Here is a 17,420-nt window from a genome sequence, read left to right on the forward strand (position 1 = left end):
CTCAGCCTGGAAAGCGCTGTGCGCCTGCAAGCGGGCCGAAGGGGGATCGCGCAGGTTCGTGAACTGCTCCCATTGGTTGATGAGCGAGCCGAATCGCCGATGGAAAGCGAAGCGCGGCTTGTGATCTTAGACGCCGGGCTGCCTCGACCGGAGCTACAGCACGAGATCGGTGGCTGGCGCGTGGACTTCGCTTGGCCCGTTGTTCGATTGGCCGCAGAGTATGACAGCGACCAGTGGCATGTCGGTGCGACCGCGATGCGCAAGGACAAAGCGCGATTCGCGGGTCTGCAACGATGCGGGTGGACGGTTGTGCCGATTACCGTCGATGATGTTCGTCGGAACCCGACAGCACTAATTTCACGTCTGACCTGGCACCTCAAGCGAGCGGCCTAGCCCACCGCCATGAACGCGAGCGTCGCGTTGCGCACGCAGACACGCCGGTATTGGCGCACATAACGTGTCGCTCGCGCGAAGATGTCTCTATGGCGCTCGTCTTCCTCGACACCGAGACCACCGGGCTCCACCGGGAACGTCAGCCGTGGGAGATTGCAATTATCCGGCGGACCGATGACGGGCAACGGCAGCTGCACCTGTGTGTGGACGTCCAGGACTTAGATCTGGACTCGGCCGATCCGGCTGGCCTTGACATCAGCGGGTTCCACAAGCGCCATCCGCAAGTTCGGCTGAGACCACTGCAGTTTCCCCGCGTCTTTCGTGCCGTTGATGCCGTTTCGCTTGTCGAGGAATGGACCGCGGGAGCCACCGTTGTCGGGGTGATACCTCAGTTCGATGCGGAGTGTTTGACGCAGATGTTCCTGACGCATGGAGTCAGCCCGACATGGAATCCGGCGCTCGTTGATGTTGTCGCCATGACCGCGACAAGGCTTCGCGAGCGCGGGTTGGTGCCGGATGCCGATTACTCCAACCTGTCATTGCAATTCGGCGTGAAACTTCCGAGCGCAGGCCAGCGCCATACAGCGGTCGGCGACGCTCGCTGGGCGATGCGCTGGTATGACCGCTTATCTGAATGAGGATGTCGACGACAAATAGATCAGCTTGCGTCGGATCCCCGCTATTTCACGAGCGATGGTGCGCAGCACCGCACGTTCCTGCGGGGCCAAGGCCGACAGCGAGACCGTATCGGATAGGTGCTGTCCGTCCTGCCATGCCGTAGCGCGCGACCGCCACCGGAATCGCAGTAGCCAGCCGAAGCAATCCCGCAGTGTCGAGGCATCATCGGCATCGAGAACCTTGGCTGCGGCGGCTGCATCGAGACGGTCCAGCGTCGCGAGTGCATCCGAGCCAGCCGACAGCGCTCCCCAGCGTGCGATCTTGACCAGAGGGTCGATCGCCGCGATCTTGAGGTCGACGGTGTCGGATTGTGTAGCGAAAATCCTTAGCCGCGAGGGGAATCCGGCACGTACCGCCACGGCATCCTGGAGCATGGCCAAACGAATGGGGTAGTGCTGGAGCGCGCAGCGGGCATTCTCGGCACGAAGGACGTTGTCCGACACCGATGAACTCGTGCCCACGCCCTGGGCGTCGGCCATCAGCCCCGCCATCACCACTCCGCGGTCTTCGGGTGGGTTGGCGCACCAGCGCTCGATGCCGTCGAACCAGCTGGCGGTCCTGCGGCAGAATCGGCCGCGGCTGGCCAGAACCCCGTTCGCATCGCTACCGATGCCGCCGCGCTCGAGCATGGCATGGACTTGGGCGGCCTTGTCCATGATGCGGGTCTTGCCGTCAGCGTCTACGGCGTCATCCAGGACAAGCAGTGTCTCGATATCCGAGCCGGGTGCCGCCTCGCCGCGCGCGACGCTTCCCGACACGAACCAGCTCCAGCCAGGATTCGCGCCGTCGGTGACGAGCCGGGCCGCCGTGCGGACACTGTGCAGTAACGCCTCTGACCAGGCGGCGGCAAGAGCCGGCTCGGGTGTGCGGGCCCGAACCTCCAGGGCAATCATCATCCGTGCAGCGCCTACCGCCGTGCAGAACGCCGCTTCGTCAGCGGCGGCGTCGATCTGCGCAATGGCTTCGGCGATCCCGTTCTCGGGTGGCATGGGGATGATTGTTACTCAGGTCGACGCGACAGCGTGGGATATGAAATCGCGGACCGGACGCGAGAGCGATTGCCCGGAACTCCAGATGATGCCGACGTCACGGTGGGCATCGGCGTCGACAAGGCGCAGCATCCTGAGTTCTGGCGGGTAGGTGCTGCCGTCAACCGGTAGCACCGTGATGCCGAGGCCGGCCGCGACCAGACCCGCCAATGTCGTGAGATTGCTTGATTCGAGAACGATATTCGGCTGGAATTGCGCTGCAGCGCAAAGCTCTTCGAGTATGCGGCGCATTCCGAACCCCGGATGCATACCCACGAAGGACTCATCGGCGAGGTCGAACATGGTCACCTCTTCGGCGCTTGCGAGTCGATGGTCAATGGGTACGGCGACGCCAAGACGCTGTCGGAAGAGATTGCGCCAACTGAGGTTCGGGCGACGAGGGCGGGGGGAGACGATCGCAACGTCAAGATCGCCGTTCGCCACGAGGTCATCGAGGCTGCCCGCGGCGCCCTGCTCCAGGACGAACCGCACATGCGGTGACGTCTCGGCGAAGCTTGCGATCAAGCCGGCCACCAGCGTGGGGCCGAAGGTATGCAGGAATCCGAGCCTGATCTCGCCCTCGGCGGGGTTGGCGAGGTCGGCGATGGCGCGTCGCGCGGAGTCGAGCTCCATCTGGGCCCGGCGGGCGTGCTGATAGAAGATCCGGCCGAAGGGATTCAACGCGAGCCGCTTGCCGTGTCGATCGAACAGTTGCACGTCGAGACGCCGTTCCAAGCGGGCCAACATCCTGGTGAGTGTGGGTTGGGCGAGGCGGAGCTGGGCGGCGGCCGCGGTGACGTTTTGCAGCTCGGCGAGTGTGATGTACCACTCGTAGTCGCCATCCGTCATGCTTCCACCTCTACTTATGTGTCAGGCGAATTATAGAGCGCCAAAATTCTCATTTCCGCGATATGACCGGTCGGGGCAGGATTCACCTCTATGGCGATGAGGACGAGCACCCCCGCAGAGTCCGGTGTGATTCCCACGCCACATGAGACTGGAACCGCCGGGTACCGGCGCCTTACCGGAGCCCTCTTCGCGGCCGGGCTGGCCACCTTCGCCGCCCTCTATGGCACGCAGGCCGTGCTGCCGGCGCTTTCGGAGGATTTGGGGGTTAGTCCCGCGGCAGCGGCGCTAACCGTCTCGGTGACCACCGGAATGCTGGCGCTATCGATCATTCCGGCCAGTGCGCTCTCCGAACGGTTCGGGCGCACGCGGGTCATGCTGGTGTCGGCGATAGCCACGACGATCATCGGGCTGCTGCTGCCCGCGAGCCCTACGTTCGCGGTGTTGTTGATCGGCCGTGCCGCGGAAGGCGTTGCCCTCGCCGGGATTCCGGCGGTGGCCATGGCCTTCCTAGCCGAAGAGGTGCATCCGGGCTCGCTCGGCTCGGCGATGGGCAGGTATGTCGCCGGGACGACGGTCGGCGGGCTGGCCGGGAGGCTGGTGGCGTCCTCGGTGCTCGACCTAAGCAATTGGCGGATCGCGCTATTGGGCAGCGGCGTCATGACACTGGTGTGCACGGTGCTCTTCGCGATGCTGCTGCCGCGGTCGCAATTCTTCGTGCCCAAGCACGTCAGGGTTGGCACCACGATCCGCGTTCTTGGCAGGCACCTGCGAAACCCGGTCCTGCTCATCATGTTCGGGCTGGCATTCCTGCTCATGGGCGGATTCGTCACCGTGTACAACTACCTTGGTTACCGTCTCGTCGCGCCGCCGTTCGGTCTGCCGACGGCTATCGCTGGGCTGCTGTTCCTGCTGTATTTGGCCGGCACGGTCTCGTCGGCGACGGCCGGACGGTTGGCCGACCGGCGTGGCAGGGGACTGGTCCTGATCGGCGCCGTCGCCGTCACGGCGGTGGGTCTGGCGCTGACCATTCCGAACTCGCTGATCGCGGTGATCATCGGTGTTGGCATCTTTACGGCAGGTTTCTTCGCCGCCCACACTGTCGCGAGCGGCTGGGTCGGGGCCGTCGCGCAGCGCGATCGTGCTGAGGCGTCGGCGCTCTATTTGTTCAGCTACTACCTGGGCAGCTCGGTGGCGGGCGCTGCGGGTGGGCTGGCCTATCAGTCCGGGGGATGGTCGCTGACGGTGGCCTTCGTCGGTGTTCTCTTGGCATTCGCGCTGGTCCTGGCCACGGTGATGGTGTTCCGGAAGCATGCCTAAGGGCCGGACATCCGCCAGATCACGCGGGAAACGGTGTGCAGCATAAAGCTACTCACATGGGAGCGCGTGAGATCCTTCCGCAGGTCTGGCTCGGCGCTGACACCTTGCTCTCTAAAACATGCGGATGTCTCCGCGCTCGATCCCATTTGGGCGTAGAGGTCGAGGTCGATAGGTATTACCAATCGTTGTCCTGGGCACGGCACGATGCTGGCGCCGGCCGGCCAACCGGATTCGTTCGGCGCCAATACGAGCTGGCGGTCGGTCGGCAGTTCCGCGGGCCGCGTGACCATGAACACTCCCCGATAGTGCACACCGAGGGCGCCGAAGGGGCGCTCATGCTGCTGTGTCGGTGGAACGATCACGCCGGCCTCGTTGAAGAAATCCCACTGGAGCCGGTGCTCTTTCAGGCCAGGGGAGGAGACGACGTTGGCCTGGTTGACAGTGCCGATGCCTCCGAACGGCTCGTATTTCGGAGTTTCGCCCAGGTCGTAGATCGCCATATCGAATGTATAGGGCGGAACAACGGGATGATCGCTCATGACATTGCCGTCGATTCCGTACAGGCACAACGGTATTCGAACCTCCTGGCCCGGGGGCAACGAGTGCCTCTGTGCAGCCTGGTCCTCTGCGGAGCACGTGCCGTCAATACTGGTTGCCTCCCACGAACCACTTCCAGATGGTCGAGAATACGTCCGCTTGAGGATGAGATCACCGGTGTTGCCTCGGGTGACGCCCGGTCCGCGGTAGGTCACAAAGGCGGCGGCAGTGGCCGTCTCAAACGCCCAGTTGCCTCTGCTGCTAGGGCGTTTTTCGACGTTCTCGATACGTACAGTCCAGCGGGGCAGGTCGGCCTGTGTAGTGATGTCCTGCGTGGGGTAGGTCGCGACGAACAGGGACGGGTCGGTGTTCTCGGCGAACCGAGGGAAATCGACCACGCGGTGGTTGTTCTTGGCGACAATCCCAGCGCAAATACCAACACCAACGACCAGTCCACACGTGAGACCCGCGACGAACCTTGTAGATGACATGATATGAGCCCCCATACCTCGATTTTCGGGTCACTGTAGCAAACAGTTTGGCCATATCAACGCACCCGAATAGAATTGCCACCATAGACACCGATCCGGCCATCACCGGGGAGTCTCCGGAAGAAAAGCATTCTTAGTTCCTAAGGACGCCCAGTAGAACCGGACGGGTAGGCCCGTCACAGCCGCCTACAAGCGGCCCCGGCAGGGGCAAGCGGGGTGGTACCGCGGAGGTACGCCGACGGCGTCCCATCGTCCCCGTGCCAGTGAGCACAGGGAGTACACATCGATGGACGCGTACCCGCGCACCGATCTAGGCGCCGATCAGCGCAGCGGATCTCCAAATCTTCCTGCGCTCGAAAAGCAGGTGCTGAGCTACTGGGATCGGGACAACACCTTCCGCGCCAGCATCGCGAACCGCGAGGGCTCCCCGGAATACGTCTTCTACGACGGCCCGCCATTCGCAAACGGTCTGCCGCACTACGGGCACCTGCTTACCGGGTATGTCAAGGACATCGTGCCGCGCTATCAGACCATGCGCGGGTACCTGGTAGACCGCCGATTCGGTTGGGACACCCACGGATTGCCCGCCGAGCTGGAGGCAGAGCGTCAGCTTGGCATCACCGATAAGTCGCAGATTGACGCCATGGGCATTGCCGAATTCAACGACGCCTGCCGCGAATCGGTGCTGCGCTACACCAAGGAATGGCGCGAGTATGTGACCCGGCAGGCGCGCTGGGTGGACTTCGACAATGACTACAAGACGCTCGACCCGACCTTCATGGAATCGGTCATCTGGGCGTTTAAGCAGTTGTGGGACAAGGGGTTGGCATACGAGGGCTACCGCGTGCTCCCGTACTGCTGGCGCGATGAAACACCGTTGTCCAACCATGAGCTGCGCATGGACGACGATGTGTATCAGAGTCGTCAGGACCCCGCCGTCACCGTTGGCTACCGCATCGCCGGCAACGAGGACACCCGGTGGGCGGGTCTTGACGGTGCCCGCCTGCTGATCTGGACCACCACGCCCTGGACCCTGCCATCGAACCTGGCCGTCGCGGTCAACCCCGCGGTGACTTACGTCGTCGTCAAGCCTGAGGGTTCAGAGGATCGTTACCTGTTGGCGCAGGCCAGGGTTGGCGCGTACGCCCGCGAGATCGGCGAAGAGCCCACGGTCCTGGACACCTACACGGGTGAGGATCTACTGGGCCTGCGTTACGTGCCCCCGTTCCCGTACTTTCAGCAGGACGCCTCGCCGAATGCCTTCACGGTACTGCCCGCCGATTACGTCACCACCGAGGACGGAACCGGCGTCGTGCACATGGCGCCCGCCTACGGTGAAGAGGACAAGAACGTCACCGACAAGGCCGGTATCACTCCGGTAACCCCTGTCGACTCCAAGGGGCGCTTCGATGCGACCGTGCCCGATTACGAGGGCCAGCAGGTCTTCGACGCCAACGCGCAGATCATCAAGGACCTCAAGAACGGCACCGGTTCTGCTGCCGCCAACGGTGCTGTCCTGCTGCGTCACGAGACGTATGACCACTCATACCCGCACTGCTGGCGCTGCCGAAACCCGTTGATCTACCGGGCGGTGTCCTCCTGGTTCATCAAGGTGACCGATTTCCGGGACCGGATGGTTGAGCTCAATGAGGAGATCACCTGGTATCCGGAGCACGTCAAGCACGGCCAATTCGGCAAATGGCTGGAAGGCGCGCGCGACTGGTCGGTATCACGAAACCGCTACTGGGGCAGCCCCATTCCGGTGTGGAAGTCGGACGACCCGGCCTACCCGCGCATCGATGTCTACGGCAGTCTGGACGAGCTGGAACGCGACTTCGGGGTTCGTCCGACGAACCTGCATCGGCCGTACATCGACGAGCTGACCCGGCAGAACCCGGACGATCCGACCGGCAAGTCCACCATGCGTCGCATCCCCGACATCTTCGATGTCTGGTTCGATTCGGGCTCAATGCCTTACGCACAGGTGCACTACCCGTTCGAGAACGCCGATTGGTTCGACGGAGTCGAATCCGCCGACCCTGACAAGCAGGTCGCCCGCCACTTCCCGGCCGACTTCATCGTGGAGTACATCGGGCAGACCCGCGGCTGGTTCTACGTGATGCACGTGCTGGCCACCGCGATCTTCGATCGGCCCGCGTTCAGAACCTGTGTGTCACACGGCATCGTGCTAGGCGATGACGGCCAGAAGATGAGTAAATCGCTGCGCAATTACCCGGACGTCAACGAGGTGTTCGACCGCGACGGCTCCGATGCGATGCGATGGTTCCTCATGGCCTCACCGATCTTGCGTGGCGGCAACCTGATCGTCACCGAACAGGGCATCCGTGAAGGCGTGCGGCAAGTCCTCCTGCCGCTGTGGAACGCATGGAGCTTCCTGCAGCTGTATGCGCCCAAGGCGGGCACCTGGCGCACCGATTCGACGCAGGTGCTGGACAGGTACATCCTGGCCAAGTTGGCACAGTTGCGCGATGACCTCACCAAGTCCATGGACGACTGCGACGTCTCGGTGGCGTGTGAGCAGCTGCGGCAATTCACCGATGCACTCACCAATTGGTATGTGAGGCGGTCACGTTCGAGGTTCTGGGAAGAGGACACGGATGCCATCGACACCCTGCACACCGTGCTGGAGACGACGTGCCGGCTGGCTGCGCCGCTGCTTCCGTTGACCACCGAGGTCATCTGGCGCGGACTGACGGGGGAGCGGTCGGTGCACCTGACCGACTGGGTCGCCGAGGGCGCGCTGCCCGCCGATCCCGATTTGGTGGCCGCCATGGACGAGGTGAGAAAGGTGGCCTCCACCGGGTCCTCTTTGCGCAAGGCCAAGAAACTGCGGGTGCGCTTGCCGCTGCGCAAGTTGACGGTGGCGGTGCCCGATCCGAAACGGTTGGAGCCCTACACTGCACTGATCGCCGATGAGCTCAACGTGAAATCCGTTGAACTGACCGATGATATTGCCGCCTACGGCAAGTTCGAATTGACCGTGAACGCGCGTGCCGCCGGTCCGCGACTGGGCAAGGACGTGCAGACGGTCATTCGTGCGGTGAAGTCCGGCGACTGGGAGCAGAACGCCGACGGCACCGTCACCGCCGCGGGCATCACCCTCCAGGAGGGCGAGTTCGACTCGAAACTGGTCGCAGCTGAACCGGATTCGACGGCGGCGCTACCTGAGGGCGGCGGGCTGGTCATCCTCGACGACACCGTCACTGAGGAACTCGAAGCCGAGGGTTGGGCACGTGATCTGATCCGCGAGCTTCAGGACCTACGCAAGTCGACGGGCCTTGAGGTGTCCGATCGGATCCAAGTAGTGCTCGACGTGCCCGCGGAGCGTCGCACGTGGGCCGAACGTCATCGTGAGCTGATCGCCGGCGAAATCCTGGCCACGACACTGGAAATCGGCGAAGCCACAGACCCCGCCACCGAAATCGGCGACGGGGTCCGGGTGTCCTTGACGAAGGCGGGTGGCTAGGCAGCCTTCACGGCGCGCCAGCGTTGATTGCCGCCCTCCGCGTGGTGCTCAATGTCGGTGAATCCCGCGGCCCGCAACCGATCCGGGAATGACGATGTCGGCATCGGGTTGTAGGTGTCGCCGATGTGCAGCAGCCGGAACATGGTCGAATGCACGCCGTCGCTGCCCGCGAAAATACCGCCCGGTGCCAGCACGCGATGCGCCTGCGCGAACAGGGCATCCTGCAGATCCGGTGTCGGCACGTGATGCAGCATGGTGAAGCAGACCACGGAGCTGAACCGGTTGTTGTCGAACCCTAGTTGGGTGCCGTCACCCTGGATGACCGTCGCCCTGTCGGCGTAGAGCCGCTGCAGGCGTGAAGCCATGGTCTCGTCGATCTCGACGGCCGTCAGCTGTGGGGTTCGGTCGGTGAGTACGCGCAGATTCGCGCCGTAACCGGGTCCGATCTCCAGAGCGTCTTCGCCGAGCTCAACTCCCTGTAACGCCCATGGGAGGAGCTGCTTCTCGGTCTTGCGCGCCCACAACTCTGAGCTACAGCACCAGCGATGCACCAGATTCATTGCCATGTCACCAGGCTAGGGACAAGGATTCAGGCTGGGTATCCGTATTTGGCCAAAGGTTGTCGCGGTTCGGACAAAACGGCCGCCGCACTAGCTCGGCGTGCGCGCGAGCATCGCGTTCAACAGCGCGGTGCTGTGCGCGCCCGGATACGAGTACTCGCATGTCTTGGCCTGCAGCACCACATTGCCCTTGAGCTGTGCGCCGAAGGTGCATTCCCAGCCGATATCGACGGTTTCCTTCTTCCGCCAGGTCAGCCGATCGGTGCCGCCGCCGGCGAGATCCTGGAATCGCCAGTGCTCGGGGGCGCCGCCGCCCGGGAAGGTCATCTCTACCGCACCGGGTGTCCGGTAGCACGCCGCAAGCGCCCCGCCCAGACCAGTGAATACCGCCTTAGCAGCGGCAGCGTCCGCAAAGATCCCAGCCGCCTGCTTGATGAAGTACCGCCCGTTCACCGGGACATCGCGCATCAGTGAGATGTGAAAGGCCTGCAGGGAGGCGGTCTCAAACACCGATGGCAAGCCGATATCCACCGCGTCATGGCAGGCAGCAACGTCGATGTTGAAGTCTTGGTACGGACTGTCGAATGGTGTCTCCAAAGTCAACGGCGCATTGAGCAATGTGGCTGTCTCGTCCGTGGACAGGAAGATCTTCGATATCGCTTCCGGTGATGTTGCCCCTGCTGGAGTCGCCAGCATGATTGCCATAACTACCGCCAACAGGGCAGCCCCCGCGTGTTTCATGTCTCCGATGTTAGCTGTCGGCCCGCGGCAATACGATGAGTGCCGTGTGTGCTGCCGGTCGATGGGTTCTGCACCTCGACATGGACGCCTTCTTCGCCTCCGTCGAGCAGCTGACCCGGCCAACCCTGCGTGGTCGTCCGGTGCTCGTCGGCGGCGCCGGCGGTCGCGGCGTGGTGGCCGGCGCGAGCTATGAGTCCCGGGTGTTCGGCGCCCGCTCGGCCATGCCCATGCATCAGGCCCGCCGCCTGGTCGGGCTTAGCGCTGTCGTCTTACCGCCGCGTGGCGCGGTCTACGGTGTCGCCAGCCGACGGGTCTTCGCCACCGTCCGCGAGATGATCCCGGTGCTTGAGCAGTTGTCGTTTGACGAGGCATTCGGTGAGCCTGCTGAATTAGTCGGGGCTGAGGCGGCCTCGGTCATCGAATACGTCGCCCAGCTGCGCGCGCGGGTGCTCGCCGAGACCGGGCTCACCGCATCCGTGGGGGCGGGCTCCGGGAAACAGATCGCCAAGATCGCTTCGGGACTGGCCAAACCGGACGGGGTGCGCATCATCGCGCCCGATGCGGAACGTGAGATGCTCGACGAACTCCCGGTGCGTAAACTGTGGGGGATAGGACCGGTGGCCGAAGAACGGCTGAATCGGCTGGGAATTAACACCATTGGTCAACTTGCGGCCTTACAGACCAGTGAGGTCGCCTCCGTGCTGGGGGCCACGATCGGGCCGGCCCTGCATCAGCTCGCGCGTGGCATCGATGAGCGGCCGGTGGCCGAACGTGCCGAAACCAAACAGATCAGCGCAGAATCCACCTTCGCCGACGACCTCACGACTATCGACCAACTTCGCGAGGCCATCGAACCGATTGGCGCGCACGCCCATCGACGGCTCGTCAAGCATGGCCGCGGCGTGCGCACCGTCACTGTGAAGCTGCGGCGCTCGGACATGAGCATCCTGACCAGATCGGCGACATTGCCCTATGCCACCACGGAGCGTGCCGTGCTGATGTCGGCCGCCCGGCGGCTGCTGCTCGACCCGATCGAGATCGGCCCCATTCGGCTTGTCGGCGTGGGGTTCTCCGGCTTTTCCGACGTTCAACAGACTTCGATGTTTCCCGATCTGGATCAGACAGAATCCGTCGCCCACTCCGACGAGGCTCCGGCCGCCGCCGAGCCTGCGCCCACCACCAACTGGCATGTCGGTGATGACGTCGCCTATCCCGACCTCGGCCACGGGTGGATCCAGGGCACTGGTCACGGCGTTATGACTGTCAGGTTTGAAACGCGAAGCAGCGGACCGGGAATCGCGCGCACCTTCGCCGTCGACGACCCGGGCATCACTCGCGCCGACCCGATAGCGAGCCTGGACTGGCCCGAGGAGTCAGCCGAGTCGCTCGACGACGGAGATGAGATCTGATCCGGTGGCCAACGCCGCCATCAGCAACACACGCGCCTGCGCGGAACGAAGTCTAGGCACCATGACAGCGCCGGCGTCTACCAACTTCTGTCCCGGCGCGTAGCCCGGCCTAAGTGCTCCATTGGGCACCCGGGTGGTCACGAGCACCCGAATACCAGCCTCGATGTGTCGCGAAACCGATTCAATGACAGCGTCATTGGTGTTGCCGGCCCCCATGGATTCCACCACTAGCCCGTGCGCCCCGGCCCGCACGTATGAGTCGAGCCCCACAGCATCGGCGCCCGGATACAGGCTCACGACGTCGACGCGCGGAAGCGCCGTGTGGGTCACCGTGCCGAGAAATGCCGAGGATGCCTCGCCGCTGTGCGTGAAGACGCCGCCACACACCTGTCCGATGGGCGCGACACCGGCGAAACCCGCCGCCGCCACGAGGTCCATCTTGCGGACCCCTGCCGCCGGGTAAACCTGCCCGGAGAAGCACACCACCACACCAAGGGCGCCGCCGCTGGCGGCCACAGTCAGCGCATCGCGCAGATTGCCGGGGCCATCGGAATCCGGACGATCCCCACTGCGTTGTGCCCCGGTGAGCACGACCGGCACCGGAACCGCACACGTCAGCGCGAGCCAGAGCGCCGTCTCTTCCATGGTGTCGGTGCCGTGCGCGATCACGATCCCGGTGGCGCCGTCCGCGACATGGCCACGGATCGATGCGGAGATCTGCTGCCAGCGCTGCGGTGTCATTTCCGAGCTGTCGACCGCCATCAGGTCGTCGACCACGACATCGCCGTTTCCGGATGCCGTAAGCAGGTCGCCCCCAGAGCTGGTGTGACGGGCGATGCCGTCAGCGCCCACCGCGGTCGCGATGGTTCCGCCGGTGGTGAGTAGCACGAGGGTCACGTCCGCGATCATCGCAGACGCGCTGCGCGAAGCGCCCCGCCGAGTAAGGGATGATGGGTGATGTGAGTGACGAGCCCGAGACCGCCCCGAAGCCCCAGCGGCGGATAAAACTGCTGCTCATCGTGGCAGCCGTGGTACTCGCGCTCGACATCGTCAGCAAGGTACTGGCCGTCAAGCTGCTGCAGCCCGGCAAACCCGTCCCCATCATCGGCGACACCGTCACCTGGACACTGGTGCGCAACTCAGGTGCCGCGTTCTCCTTCGCCACCGGCTACACCTGGGTCCTGACCCTCATCGCCATGTCGGTGGTAGTGGGCATCCTGATCATCGGTCGCAGGTTGGTCTCGACGTGGTGGGCACTTGGCTTGGGCATGATCCTCGGCGGCGCGCTGGGCAATCTGGTCGACAGGTTTTTTCGCGGCCCTGGACCGCTGCGCGGTCATGTGGTGGATTTCCTGTCGGTGGGATGGTGGCCGGTCTTCAACATCGCCGACCCCGCGGTAGTGGGTGGGGCGATCCTGCTGGTGGCGCTGTCGCTGTTCGGCTACGACTACGACAGCTCGGAGCGCCGGACGGCCGAGGACCAGGACAATCAGCAGAGCACGGAGTTCAGCCCAGAGTCCTCCGAGAGCGACGTAGAGGACACCGAGAGCGCCGACGCGCAGACTTCGCAGACCAAGCCGACATGACCTCACGTTCCCTGCCGGTGCCTGACGGCCTCGCCGGCCTGCGCGTAGATGCCGGGCTGGCCCGCCTGCTCGGATTGTCGCGCACTGCGGCGGCAACGCTGGCCGAGGACGGCGCCGTGCTCCTGGACGGAGTCGTCGTCGCGAAATCCGAGAAACTCACCGCGGGTACCTGGCTAGAAGTCACCCTCCCAGAACCCAAGGCGCCGCCGGAGAATCGAGTCGAGGCCATCGAGGGCATGAAGATCCTCTACGCCGATGACGACCTCGTCGCCGTCGACAAGCCGGCGGGCGTCGCGGCCCATGCCTCAGTGGGTTGGACCGGTCCCACCGTGCTCGGCGGGCTGGCTGCCGCGGGGTTCCGCATGACCACCTCCGGTGTGCCGGAACGCAAGGGCATCGTGCATCGTCTCGACGCCGGAACCTCCGGGGTGATGGTGGTAGCACTGTCCGAGAAGGCGTACACGGAACTCAAACGGGCCTTCAAGTACCGCCGCGTGGAAAAGCGTTATCACGCTCTTGTACAAGGACATCCGGACCCATCCAGCGGCACCATAGACGCGCCCATCGGTCGGCACCGCGGGCATGACTGGAAATTCGCCGTGGTCGAAGACGGACGTCATTCCATCACCCATTACGACACCCTTGAGGCGTTCGTGTCGGCCAGCCTGCTGGACATCCATCTGGAAACCGGCCGCACACACCAGATCCGGGTGCACTTCTCGGCGATCAAACATCCCTGCTGCGGCGACCTCACCTATGGGGCCGACCCGACCCTGGCAGCCAAGCTTGGGCTGGAACGTCAATGGCTGCACGCCAAATCGCTAGCCTTCGCCCATCCGGGAGATGGTCGTTGGATAGAAATCACCAGTGAGTACCCCGAGGATCTAGCGCACGCGCTCGACGTTCTGCGATGAGTGGGGCCGTTCCGGCTTCCGCGCAGAATCTGAAGTCCGGGTATCTGTTCGGCGCCGGCGCGTATCTGATGTGGGGGATGTTCCCGGCGTTCTTCCCGCTGCTGGAGCCGGCCAGCGCACTGGAGATCTTGGCGCATCGGATGGTGTGGACGCTGCTGCTGATGCTAGTCGTGGTCGCCATCTCCCGGCGGCTGCGAGACCTCATCACCATGGGCGCGCGAAACTGGGGCCTGCTCGTCTGCGCCTCGGTGCTGATCGCCCTCAACTGGGGTGTCTACATCTACGCCGTCAACTCCGGGCATGTGCTTGACGCCGCGCTCGGGTACTTCATCAATCCATTGGTCACGGTGCTGCTGGGTGTGCTGATTTTCCGTGAACCACTGAGCCGTTGGCAGCTATTGGCACTCGTGCTGGCGTTCACGGCGGTGGCAGTGCTCACCGTCAACTATGGGCGGCTCCCGGTGATCACGCTGATACTGGCAGTCTCGTTCGCCGGATACGGTGCCATTAAGAAGACGGTGACCGTTGACCCCCGCGTGAGCCTGACTGCCGAGGGGATTGTCGCGGCACCGTTCGCGATTGCCTTCCTGGCGTTCCTCGGGATCGCCGGTCAGCAGCACTTTTTCGGCTACACGCATGGTCACACCGCGCTGATGGTCGTCAGCGGTGTGGTGACGGCACTACCGCTACTGCTGTTTGGTATTGCCGCACAACGTATCCCGCTGGTTACGCTGGGGCTGCTGCAGTATCTGACGCCGACGCTGCAGATGCTGTGGGGTGTGCTGGTCAAGCATGAGGCGATGCCGCCGGAGCGGTGGGCGGGCTTCGCCTTGATCTGGGTGGCGCTGGCGATCTTTACGGTCGACACGGTCACGCGGGCCCGCCGGATGCAGCTCGCCGCGACCTGACACACCCCGAGGATCGTCGGGGCGGAACGCCACCACGGCGGGCTAGCGTCGGTGTGTGCGCATTGCGGTCATCGGAGGAGGGCTGGGCGGGCTCGCCGCGACGATCAGCCTGTCGCAGGTGGGTCATGATGTGACACTCTTCGAGCAGCGGGACAAGTTCACCGAGGTCGGTTGCGGAATCAGCGTGTGGCCCAACGCCATGCGTGTGCTCGATGCACTGGGGCTGGGCGCCGAGGTGCGTGCGCACGGAATCCACCACTGCAGCGGGGCGTTCCTTACCCACACCGGGCAGCGACTCTTCGATCCCGGCGCGCGCTACTTCGAAAACTTCGGTGACACGTGCGTGGTACATCGCAAGGAGCTGGTCGGAATCCTGGCCCAGGCCGTCGCATCCGAGAAGGTGGAGTTGGGGACCAAGGTGACCGGCGTCAGTCTCGACGGCGTCCTCGAAGTGGACGGTGAGCACCACGCCTTCGACCTCGTTATCGGCGCGGACGGGCTCAACAGCGTCACGCGAAATGCGCTATGGCCGGAAGCTAAACCGCCGCGGTACAACGGGTACTCGATCACGCGATTCGTCACCGTCCCACTCGGCGACAAGCAGCCGAGGTCACAGTTGGAGCGGTGGGGAGATAGGGCGCGCTTCGGCTATTTCCCGATGTCCGGTGGACGTGCCTACTGCTACGGGTTCCAGCCCACCGAGCCCGGCAATCCCGACTTGGGTCTGGATCCCTTCAGGCAATTCCCGGATCCCGTGTCGTTTTTGCTCGATTCGGTTGGCCCGGAAGGAGTTTTGCAGCATGACAGTCATGATCTGCCAAATCTGAGGACCTTCGCGAAGGGCAAGGTCGCACTATTGGGCGATGCGGCGCATGCGATGACGCCGAACATCGGCCAAGGAGCTTGTCAGGCATTGGAGGATGCCATCACGCTCGCGCGCGTGTGCCCGGACCTCCGGGCGTACGACGCATTGCGTCGTCGCCGGACACAGCGGATCGCCCGTGATTCACGCAGGCTCGGTGCACTGGGCCTGGTGTCCAGCCCGGTGCTCACCCCGCTGCGCAACCTCACGATGCGTGGCACGCGGGGCGTGTCGCTGCGGCAGATGGACTCAGTTCTGGAATGGATGCCCCCGCCGTTTCCCGGTCTTGTCGACGAGTTCCGGATTTGATTCACCAGGACACGACGCCGCGATACCGTGGGATTGATCGGCGCAGTGGGGTGCCGAACGATCGAGGGGGCTCGATGTTGCGTTACGCGATTACCGGAAGTGCGGTTCTGGCGGTGGCCTTGGGCGGGTGTGGTGCCTCGGAGAAGGCATCGAAAAGTCCGGAGGAGATGACGAGCGCGGCCACGAGCGTCGCGGCGGCCGCGAAGCGCGCCCTGCCCAACGAGGCAACGGATCGGGAGACGAGAAGCGCGGGTCCGGACTCGTTGGCGCCAAAGCCGAAGGCGGACATAACTGTTGATGGAAAGGCCGCGGAACTTACCGGGCCGGTGCAGTGCGGGGTCAGCGGGAATGAAATCACCATTTTGGTCGGAGGCATGGCACCGGGTGCAAGTTTTGCCGCCGCGCGGCTACTCGACGGGTCAGAGCTGAAGGTGACGGATGTGGTGCTGAATGACGCGGGAACCCTATTTCTCCTCGGTGGCGAGTTCGCCGGGAGTGGTACGGCGAGCAAGACCGCGGACGGTTACACCATCAAGGGGGAGGGGACGGGGGGAGACGGAGTCACGCCCAAACAGATGGCGATCACGATGGACGTCACCTGTCCAAAGGCGGGTGGCGGCGCGTACTGACCGGCTACCGTGGTGCTCACTGTGGCGCCGGCGCGGTGCCCGAAGGTCTGAGGGGGCTTCATGTTGCGTTCTGTTATAGCCGGAGCTGCGGTTCTTGCCATCGCCCTGACGGGTTGCGGTTCGGCCAAGGACACGTCGAGCGCTGCGCAGGTCACCAGTGCGGCTACCAGCGCCGTCGCCGCGGCCACGAACGTGCCGGGCTATACGCTGAGGCGGGCCCCCAACGCGATTGGTGGTTCCCCCGACTCGATTGCGCCGGAGGGCAAGGCCAAGATCACGGTCGACGGCGAGGTTTCCAAACTCACCGGCCCGGTGTCCTGCCCGGCCCTTGAGACTGAGTTCTACCTAGCAATCGGTAGCGACCCGAAGGTTGCGTATGTCGCTGTTCAGCTGACCAAGGGATCGTCACCGAAAGCGAAATCGGTGGGGATAATTTCTCGCAACATCATCGTCAGCGTGGCCGACGGAAGTGGCGTGAAAGTCGTCAAGACGGGCGATAACTACGTCGTGACCGGTGAGGGCCAGCGCGTCGACATTGAGAAGATGGATACCGTCACCGACGTGCCCTTCACCATCGACGCCACCTGCCCCGCGGAATAGGCCTGCCAGATATGTGGCGTTACGTGGTCACCGGAGCCATGGTGCTGGGCACTGCGCTGTCGGGATGCAGTTCGGCCAAAGACTCGCAGACCGCTGATGTCGTCAGGAGTACCACGTCACAC

The 17,420-nt window shown here is 64.1% G+C and carries 18 protein-coding genes; 11 read left to right on the forward strand and 7 right to left on the reverse strand.

The window, feature by feature from the left end; genetic code table 11:
* Positions 1–99 precede the first annotated feature (99 nt).
* Both FZI91_RS24225 and FZI91_RS13935 read left to right on the forward strand, forming a co-directional pair.
* Positions 100–393, forward strand: a complete 294-nt coding sequence (locus FZI91_RS24225; protein WP_313884534.1) for a DUF559 domain-containing protein — start codon at positions 100–102, stop codon at positions 391–393.
* 89 nt (positions 394–482) lie between these two features.
* Entirely contained in the window at positions 483–1,031 is a 549-nt protein-coding gene (locus FZI91_RS13935) for an exonuclease domain-containing protein (protein WP_155939616.1), read from the forward strand.
* On the opposite strand, the gene FZI91_RS13940 is transcribed toward FZI91_RS13935, so the two are convergent.
* Positions 1,020–2,060: a putative nucleotidyltransferase substrate binding domain-containing protein gene (locus FZI91_RS13940; RefSeq protein WP_155939617.1), complete on the reverse strand. Its 1,041-nt coding sequence runs from the start codon at positions 2,058–2,060 to the stop codon at positions 1,020–1,022. The genes FZI91_RS13935 and FZI91_RS13940 overlap by 12 nt on opposite strands.
* Positions 2,061–2,075: 15 nt before the next feature.
* Complete coding sequence (locus FZI91_RS13945) at positions 2,076–2,948, reverse strand: LysR substrate-binding domain-containing protein (RefSeq protein ID WP_155939618.1); 873 nt, start codon at positions 2,946–2,948, stop codon at positions 2,076–2,078.
* Between the two features lie 96 nt (positions 2,949–3,044).
* Here FZI91_RS13945 and FZI91_RS13950 point away from each other — a divergent pair, with 96 nt between their 5' ends.
* Complete coding sequence (locus tag FZI91_RS13950; RefSeq protein WP_375234382.1) at positions 3,045–4,265, forward strand: MFS transporter; 1,221 nt, start codon at positions 3,045–3,047, stop codon at positions 4,263–4,265.
* Here FZI91_RS13950 and FZI91_RS13955 read toward each other — a convergent pair.
* Positions 4,262–4,804: a hypothetical protein gene (locus FZI91_RS13955; RefSeq protein ID WP_155939620.1), complete on the reverse strand. Its 543-nt coding sequence runs from the start codon at positions 4,802–4,804 to the stop codon at positions 4,262–4,264. The two genes, FZI91_RS13950 and FZI91_RS13955, sit on opposite strands and share 4 nt — an antisense overlap.
* A 775-nt stretch (positions 4,805–5,579) precedes the next feature.
* Here FZI91_RS13955 and ileS point away from each other — a divergent pair.
* Positions 5,580–8,780 carry an isoleucine--tRNA ligase gene (gene ileS, locus FZI91_RS13960; RefSeq protein ID WP_155939621.1) on the forward strand — a complete coding sequence of 1,067 codons (3,201 nt, stop codon included), beginning with the start codon at positions 5,580–5,582 and terminating at the stop codon, positions 8,778–8,780.
* Here the strand turns inward: ileS and FZI91_RS13965 are convergent.
* Together FZI91_RS13965 and FZI91_RS13970 are read right to left on the reverse strand one after the other, a co-directional pair.
* Positions 8,777–9,346, reverse strand: coding sequence for a class I SAM-dependent methyltransferase (locus FZI91_RS13965; protein WP_203448858.1), 570 nt, complete (start codon positions 9,344–9,346; stop codon positions 8,777–8,779). The genes ileS and FZI91_RS13965 overlap by 4 nt on opposite strands.
* An 84-nt stretch (positions 9,347–9,430) precedes the next feature.
* Positions 9,431–10,081: a sensor domain-containing protein gene (locus FZI91_RS13970; protein ID WP_155939622.1), complete on the reverse strand. Its 651-nt coding sequence runs from the start codon at positions 10,079–10,081 to the stop codon at positions 9,431–9,433.
* A 44-nt stretch (positions 10,082–10,125) separates the two neighbouring features.
* Here FZI91_RS13970 and FZI91_RS13975 point away from each other — a divergent pair, with 44 nt between their 5' ends.
* The gene (locus FZI91_RS13975) at positions 10,126–11,490 is read left to right on the forward strand and encodes a DNA polymerase IV (RefSeq protein WP_309224168.1); all 1,365 of its coding nucleotides are present in this window, start codon (positions 10,126–10,128) and stop codon (positions 11,488–11,490) included.
* Here FZI91_RS13975 and FZI91_RS13980 read toward each other — a convergent pair.
* The gene (locus tag FZI91_RS13980; RefSeq protein ID WP_155939624.1) at positions 11,455–12,399 is read right to left on the reverse strand and encodes an asparaginase; all 945 of its coding nucleotides are present in this window, start codon (positions 12,397–12,399) and stop codon (positions 11,455–11,457) included. The two genes, FZI91_RS13975 and FZI91_RS13980, sit on opposite strands and share 36 nt — an antisense overlap.
* A gap of 38 nt (positions 12,400–12,437) precedes the next feature.
* On the opposite strand from FZI91_RS13980, the gene lspA reads away from it, so the two are divergent.
* Genes lspA through FZI91_RS24230 form a run of 4 tightly spaced genes read left to right on the forward strand, consistent with a single transcriptional unit; the run spans position 12,438 to position 16,069 of the window.
* Entirely contained in the window at positions 12,438–13,076 is a 639-nt protein-coding gene (gene lspA, locus FZI91_RS13985) for a signal peptidase II (protein ID WP_155939625.1), read from the forward strand.
* Complete coding sequence (locus tag FZI91_RS13990) at positions 13,073–13,990, forward strand: RluA family pseudouridine synthase (protein ID WP_155939626.1); 918 nt, start codon at positions 13,073–13,075, stop codon at positions 13,988–13,990. The genes lspA and FZI91_RS13990 overlap by 4 nt, the downstream gene beginning before the upstream one ends.
* A complete protein-coding gene (gene rarD, locus FZI91_RS13995) occupies positions 13,987–14,898 on the forward strand; it encodes an EamA family transporter RarD (protein ID WP_155939627.1) in 912 nt (303 codons plus the stop codon). Before FZI91_RS13990 ends, rarD begins: the two co-directional genes overlap by 4 nt.
* Positions 14,899–14,953: 55 nt before the next feature.
* Positions 14,954–16,069 (forward strand): FAD-dependent monooxygenase, encoded by a 1,116-nt coding sequence (locus tag FZI91_RS24230; RefSeq protein ID WP_155939628.1) that lies wholly within the window; start codon positions 14,954–14,956, stop codon positions 16,067–16,069.
* 82 nt (positions 16,070–16,151) lie between these two features.
* Here the strand turns inward: FZI91_RS24230 and FZI91_RS23975 are convergent, their stop codons facing one another.
* Positions 16,152–16,358: a hypothetical protein gene (locus tag FZI91_RS23975; RefSeq protein ID WP_243733999.1), complete on the reverse strand. Its 207-nt coding sequence runs from the start codon at positions 16,356–16,358 to the stop codon at positions 16,152–16,154.
* A gap of 37 nt (positions 16,359–16,395) precedes the next feature.
* Between FZI91_RS23975 and FZI91_RS14005 the strand changes: the two genes are divergently transcribed.
* The gene (locus FZI91_RS14005; RefSeq protein WP_313884538.1) at positions 16,396–16,698 is read left to right on the forward strand and encodes a lipoprotein LpqH; all 303 of its coding nucleotides are present in this window, start codon (positions 16,396–16,398) and stop codon (positions 16,696–16,698) included.
* 60 nt (positions 16,699–16,758) lie between these two features.
* On the forward strand, positions 16,759–17,298 hold the full coding sequence (locus tag FZI91_RS14010) for a lipoprotein LpqH (protein ID WP_155939630.1): 540 nt from the start codon (positions 16,759–16,761) through the stop codon (positions 17,296–17,298).
* The last annotated feature ends 122 nt before the right edge of the window (positions 17,299–17,420 follow it).

The organism is Mycobacteroides sp. CBMA 271, from assembly GCF_009729205.1.
In the GTDB taxonomy this organism is placed as follows: Bacteria; Actinomycetota; Actinomycetes; order Mycobacteriales; family Mycobacteriaceae; genus Mycobacterium.